Genomic DNA, 6,079 nt, shown 5'->3' with positions numbered 1-6,079 from the left:
TTGGACCCATGCTAGCGCTCGATGCTTACGATGCCCTCCGCCATGGTTGGGCGCCTGGCAGGCGCTTGCCGCGAAAGGGGGGCGACGTAGACTCGGCTATGGCTGCAGCTACCGAGCATCTCGACTGGAACGAGCCGACAGTACCGCCACAGGAAGTCGACGGAACCGTCGCTTCCGAGCCTCTACTGCCTTGCGTGATCGATCCCCCAGGATCGGCGCGCTGCGCATCGCTCCCAGCTCGTTTGAACAACGAGTTGTGGACTGGGCACCACCAGGCCCGCTGTCCTGGGACTAGGTGGCGGCGGGTAACGTGTTTTCGGTCACCCAGCGTTGCTGGGTCCAAGTTTGGGTCCAAGTGCGCGTAGAGAAAGGCCCGAAACAAGCATTCATGCGGCTTAGCAAGGGATTGCTATTTTCTGCATCGAAGTGACGCACTTCACGTTCCGCATGGCGATCCTCCCCGAAGCGCGCGTTTGGCTTGCGCGTCCGACGTGCCGATAATCGGTTCACGCTCAGGCTTCGAATCCACAACGCCATGACCACCGACGAACTGATCCACGTGATCCAGTCGCTGAACGCCGAAGACGCGTTCCGCCCGCGGCTGGACCCGCAGCAATGGCGTACCTTCACGCAGTACCTGACGCGCCACGAGATCCGCTCCGGCGAGCTGCTGCTCAAGCAGGGCGAGCAGGATCGCACGCTCTACTTCCTGGGCCAGGGGTCGCTGCAGGTCTACGCGACCGGTGGCACGACCAACAAGATCGCGATCCTGCGGCCCGGCGCGATGTGTGGCGAGCCCGGACTGTTCGCCGACGGCGAGCGCACCGCCTCGGTCGAGGCGATGACGGCCAGCGTGGTGTGGGCGCTGCGCCTGCCGCGTTTCGAGGAACTGTGCGCCCGTGTGCCGGTGATCGCTCTGGAGGTGCTGCGCGCGGCAGGGTCGGTGATGGCGCTGCGCATGCGCGGCAACATCGCGCGGCAGACGCCGATCACCTGAGCATCGAAGCGGCCCGCCGATGACGCTCAGTGTCCTTCGAAGGACACCAGCGTGAACAGCGGCAGGCCGGCGGCGCGCAGCTTGGCGGCGCCGCCGAGTTCCGGCAGGTCGACGATCGCCGCGCCTTCGATCACCGTGGCGCCGAGGCGCTCGAGCAGCCGCTTGCCGGCCATCATGGTGCCGCCGGTGGCGATCAGGTCGTCGATCAGCAGCACGCGGTCGCCGGCCTTCACGGCGTCGGTGTGGATCTCCACCGCGGCCGAGCCGTACTCCAGCTCGTAGCTTTCCTCGACGGTGGTGTAGGGCAGCTTGCCCTTCTTGCGGATCGGCACGAAGCCGATGTTGAGTTCGTAGGCCAGGACCGAGCCGATGATGAAACCGCGCGCGTCGAGCCCGGCGATCGCGTCGGGCCGCAGGTCGAAGTAGCGGTGCACGAACTGGTCGATCAGCACGCGGAACACCTTCGGGCTCTGCAGCAGTGGTGTGATGTCGCGGAACTGCACGCCCGGCGACGGCCAGTCGGGCACGGTGCGGATGGTCTGGCGGATCAGGCTGCGGTCGTCCATGCGGGTGGCGTGGCGGTGAGTTGAAACGCTTGGGGGATGCCGGTCATTCATTATCGGCAGCCCTGCCGACGAGCGGCGATGTCAGGCCGGCGGCAAGCGCCCGAGCAGCACTGGCGGCCCGCCGCCGGGCGCCGCGCGCAGCACCAGACCTTCGCCCGACGCGGTGCTCTTGCCGAGCAGCGCGCTCAGCGTGAACTGGTGGCTGACCCACACCTCGAAACGGCCCGCGGCACCTTCGCGAGCGCCTGCCGTAGCGCGGCGACCTGCGACGAAGCGGCGTCGGTTCCTGTGCGCACCGAGCCGAGTGCGGCCCAGCGTTCGACCGTGCCGAACGCGAGCGTGGCCGTTTCGATGCAGCGGCACCACGGGCTCGATTTCACGGCCGACGGCTGCAGGCCCTGTGCTGCAAACCACGCACCGATGCGGCGGGCCTGGGCGCGCCCGGCGTCGTCGAGGTTGCGCTGGGTCGCACACTGCTCGAGCGTGAAGCCCGGCGGATCGAAGGTGCCGGGGGCGTAGGCATGGCGGAACGCGGCCACCACGGCGCCGGCGCGCAGCGCCTGAGCCAGATCGGGCAGGTCGAGCGCCTCCACACCTGCGGCCGACCGGGAGAAGAGCAGCGCTGCCGGCGCGGTGCTCACCAGCGTGGCGTTCAGCAGCAGTGTGCGGCGAGACAACGGCATGGTGGACCCGCCGCTCAGCCGCTCAGCCGCGCAGCAGCCGCGCCTCGGCGCGGGCCAGCGTTTCGGGTCGGCCCGACAGCACCAGCGTGTCGCCGGCGGCGAGCACCAGGGCATCGTCTGGATGCACCACGTTGCCGTGGGCGCGGCGCAGCGAGACAACCTGCACCTGCAGTTCGGTGAGCGCCTGTTCGACGATCGTTCGGCCGAGGCTGGCGCTGCTCTCGGACAGCGTGACGCTCTGCAGGCGCCGCTGCTGCAGCTCCTCGACGGTGTCGTCGTCGGCGCCGTGGAAGTAGCCGCGCAGCAGGCCGTAGCGCGCGTCGCGCTGGTCCTGCACGAGCCGGATCACGCGCCGCATCGGCACGCCAACCAGCGCGAGCACGTGCGAGGCCATCATCAGCGAGCCCTCGATCGCCTCCGGGACCACCTCGGTCGCGCCGGCAGCCTGCAGCGGCTCGAGGTCGCTGTCGTCGAGGGTTCGCACGATGACCGGCACCGTGGGGGCGTGTTCGCGCACCAGTCGCAGGATCTTCAGCGCCGAGGGGGTGTCGTGGTAGCTGATCACCACGGCCGTCGCGCGCGCCAGGCCGGCCGCCATCAGGCTCTGCAACCGCGCCGCGTCGCCGAACACCACGTTCTGGCCGGCCGCCGCGGCCTGGCGCACGCGGTCGGGGTCGAGGTCGAGCGCGACGTAGGGGATCTGCTCGGTGCTCAGCAGCTGCGCGAGGTTCTGACCGCTGCGGCCGTAGCCGCAGATGATCACGTGCGCCTCGGCATGGATCGACTTGGTGGCGATGCTGGTCAGCGCCACCGATTGCAGCAGCCAGTCGCTGGCCGCGAGCCGCATCACGATGCGGTTGCTGTAGACGATGAGCAGGGGCGTGGCGAGCATCGACAGCACCATCGACGCCAGCACCGGGCTTTGCAGGCGCTCGGGCAGCAACTGGCTCTGCGTGGCCAGCGCCAGCAGCACGAAGCCGAATTCGCCGGCCTGCGCGAGATAGAGCCCGGTGCGCAGCGCCACACCGGCCGGCGCGCCGAAGACCCGCGCCAGGAGCGTGACGAGGCCGAACTTGAACAGCACCGGCAGCACTGTCATCGCCGCCACCACCATCCACTGGTCCCAGATGGCGCGCCAGTCGAGCTTCATGCCGATGGTGATGAAGAACAGCCCGAGCAGCACGTCGTGGAAGGGCCGGATGTCGGTCTCGACCTGGTGCTTGTATTCGGTCTCGGCGATCAGCATGCCGGCGATGAAGGCGCCGAGAGCCAGCGACAGGCCGGCGTGCTCGGTCAGCCAGGCCAGGCCCAGCGTGACGAGCAGCAGGTTCAGGATGAACAGCTCCTCGCTGCGCCCGCGGGCCACCAGCGTGAGCCACCAGCGCATCACGCGCTGGCCGCCCACCAGCAGCAGCGTCAGCAACACGGCGGCCTTGAGCCCGGCGAACAGCAGCGCGCGCGTCATGTCGCCGGCCGATTCGCCGAGCGCCGGGATCAGCACCAGCAGCGGCACCACGGCCAGATCCTGGAACAGCAGCACGCCCATCACGCGGCGGCCATGCGGTGTCTCGAGCTCGATGCGCTCGGCCATCATCTTGACCACGATGGCGGTGCTGCTCATGGCCAGCGCCGCGCCCAGCGCGATCGCACTCTGCCAACCCAGCCCCCAGGACTTGCCGGCCATCGAGAAGACCCAGGCCAGCAGGGCGTTGCCGGCCACGGTGGCGGCGATGGTCAGCGACACCTGCGACAGCCCGAGGCCGAACACCAGCGTGCGCATGCTGCGCAGCTTGGGCAGATTGAACTCCAGCCCGATGACGAACATCAGGAACACGACTCCGAACTCGGCGAGGTACTGCACGCCGACGGAGTCGCGTGCCAGCGCCAGCGCGTTCGGACCGATCAGCACGCCGGCGGCCAGGTAGCCGAGCATCGGCGGCAGCTTCAGCGACCGGCAGGCCGCGACGCTGAGCACCGCGGCCACGAGGTAGAGCAGGGCGAGTTCGAGGGAAGAGGCCATCCGTTGGGGGCTTGCAGGATCGGTGCCGCGGGCGGCGACCCGCATGGGGGGCGGCGCTAGAATCATCCGATGCTACCGAAGGCCCTGCGGCGCGAGCCCGGGGCGCACCCTGTGACGCCACCCTCCGCTTCTTCTTCCTCTTCCTCCTCGTATTCCCCGCAGCGCAGCGTCAAGATGGGCGCGCAGGCGCTGGCGGTCGAGGCGCAGGCGCTGGGCGCACTGCAGCAGCGCATCGTCGGGCCGATGGCCGACGCGTTCGCACGGGCGGTCGCGGCCATGCTGGTATGCCGCGGCCGCGTGGTCGTGATGGGCATGGGCAAGAGCGGCCACGTGGGCCGCAAGATCGCCGCGACACTGGCCTCGACCGGCACGCCGGCGATGTTCGTGCACCCTGCCGAGGCGAGTCACGGCGACCTGGGCATGGTGACCCCGTCCGACATCGTGCTGGCGATCTCGAACTCCGGCGAGAGCGACGAGCTGGCGGCCATCCTGCCGGTGCTCAAGCGGCTGGGCGTCATGCTGATCGCGATCACCGGCCGGGCCGACTCCAACCTCGCGCGCCATGCCGAGCTGGTGCTCGACAGCGCGGTCGCACAGGAGGCCTGTCCGCTGAACCTGGCACCGACGGCCAGCACCACCGCGCAGATGGCGCTGGGTGACGCCCTCGCCGTCGCGCTGCTCGATGCCCGCGGCTTCAAAGAGGAAGACTTCGCGCGCTCGCATCCTGGCGGTTCGCTGGGGCGCAAGCTGCTGACGCACGTGCGCGACGTGATGCGCGGAGGCGACGCGGTGCCGAGCGTGGGGCCGGCAACGGCGTTCACCGACCTGATGCGCGAGATGAGCGCGAAGGGCCTGGGCGCCACAGCGATCGTCGATGACGCCGGCCGCGTGCAGGGCATCTTCACCGACGGCGACCTGCGCCGCCTGATCGAGAAGGGCGGCGACCTACGCGCGCTGACGGCCGCGGAGGTGATGCATCCGGCGCCGCGCACGGTGCGCGACGACGCACTGGCCGTCGATGCCGCCGACCTGATGGAGACGCACCGCATCACCAGTGTGCTCGTGGTCGATGCCCAGGGCGTGCTGGTCGGTGCGCTGAACATCAACGATCTGCTGCGCGCGAAGGTCATCTGATGGATGAGCAGAGCCGGCGCGAATTCCGGGCGACGCTGCAGTTCGCGCCGTCGCTGCTGCTGAAGGCGCAGGGACTGCGCGCGGCGATCTTCGACGTCGACGGCGTGCTGACCGACGGGCGGCTGTACATCGGTGAGCACGGCGAGACCGTCAAGGCCTTCAACTCGCTCGACGGCCATGGCCTCAAGCTGCTGGCGCAGGGCGGCATCGCGCCGCTGGTGATCACCGGCCGCGATTCACCGGCGGTGCGGCGGCGCGTGGCCGATCTGGGCATCGCACACGCGGTCTACGGTGCCCACGACAAGCTGGTTGCCGCGACCGCGTTGCTCGCGACGTTGGGCCTGGACTGGCCCCAGGTGGCGGCGATCGGCGACGACTGGCCCGACCTGCCGCTGCTGGTGCGGGCCGGCTTCGCGGCGGCGCCGTCCAACGCGCATGCCGAGGTGCGCGCGCGGGTCGACCACGTGACGACGTTGGCCGGCGGCCACGGCGCGGCGCGCGAGTTCTGCGACCTGATGCTGGTGGCGAGCGGGCGCTACGCCGGCCTGCTGCAGGGTCATCTCACCACGCTGGACAGCGGCACGGTGGCGGGGCCATCCCCATGACCGATCGCGGCGACAGCCCCGAGCCGCCGTTCGCCGAGCTCCTGCCGCTGGCCCCGCAGGGCGGCGCGCGCGAG

The 6,079-nt window shown here is 69.9% G+C and carries 7 protein-coding genes; 3 read left to right on the top strand and 4 right to left on the bottom strand.

What is annotated here, in order from left to right:
• Window positions 1-535 precede the first annotated feature (535 nt).
• A complete protein-coding gene (locus x551_RS17385) occupies window positions 536-997 on the top strand; it encodes a cyclic nucleotide-binding domain-containing protein (protein WP_036231993.1) in 462 nt (153 codons plus the stop codon).
• A gap of 26 nt (window positions 998-1,023) precedes the next feature.
• Here x551_RS17385 and x551_RS17380 read toward each other — a convergent pair whose 3' ends face one another.
• The 4 genes from x551_RS17380 to x551_RS17370 form a co-directional block, all read right to left on the bottom strand.
• A complete protein-coding gene (locus tag x551_RS17380) occupies window positions 1,024-1,563 on the bottom strand; it encodes an adenine phosphoribosyltransferase (RefSeq protein ID WP_036231995.1) in 540 nt (179 codons plus the stop codon).
• Window positions 1,564-1,644: 81 nt separating this feature from the next.
• Entirely contained in the window at window positions 1,645-1,776 is a 132-nt protein-coding gene (locus x551_RS27950) for a hypothetical protein (protein WP_256363997.1), read from the bottom strand.
• Complete coding sequence (locus x551_RS17375) at window positions 1,749-2,246, bottom strand: histidine phosphatase family protein (protein ID WP_253950409.1); 498 nt, start codon at window positions 2,244-2,246, stop codon at window positions 1,749-1,751. Before x551_RS17375 ends, x551_RS27950 begins: the two co-directional genes overlap by 28 nt.
• A gap of 22 nt (window positions 2,247-2,268) precedes the next feature.
• Window positions 2,269-4,266, bottom strand: coding sequence for a monovalent cation:proton antiporter family protein (locus x551_RS17370; protein WP_036249769.1), 1,998 nt, complete (start codon window positions 4,264-4,266; stop codon window positions 2,269-2,271).
• A 174-nt stretch (window positions 4,267-4,440) separates the two neighbouring features.
• Here x551_RS17370 and x551_RS17365 point away from each other — a divergent pair, with 174 nt between their 5' ends.
• The gene (locus x551_RS17365) at window positions 4,441-5,400 is read left to right on the top strand and encodes a KpsF/GutQ family sugar-phosphate isomerase (RefSeq protein WP_049820848.1); all 960 of its coding nucleotides are present in this window, start codon (window positions 4,441-4,443) and stop codon (window positions 5,398-5,400) included.
• The gene (locus tag x551_RS17360) at window positions 5,400-6,005 is read left to right on the top strand and encodes an HAD hydrolase family protein (RefSeq protein ID WP_036232001.1); all 606 of its coding nucleotides are present in this window, start codon (window positions 5,400-5,402) and stop codon (window positions 6,003-6,005) included. The genes x551_RS17365 and x551_RS17360 overlap by 1 nt, the downstream gene beginning before the upstream one ends.
• The last annotated feature ends 74 nt before the right edge of the window (window positions 6,006-6,079 follow it).

It is taken from the genome of Methylibium sp. T29, from assembly GCF_000576205.1.
GTDB lineage: Bacteria > Pseudomonadota > Gammaproteobacteria > Burkholderiales > Burkholderiaceae_C > Methylibium > Methylibium petroleiphilum.
The sequence above is the reverse complement of the archived record's forward strand: the minus strand, read 5'-3'. Positions and strand labels throughout refer to the sequence as shown.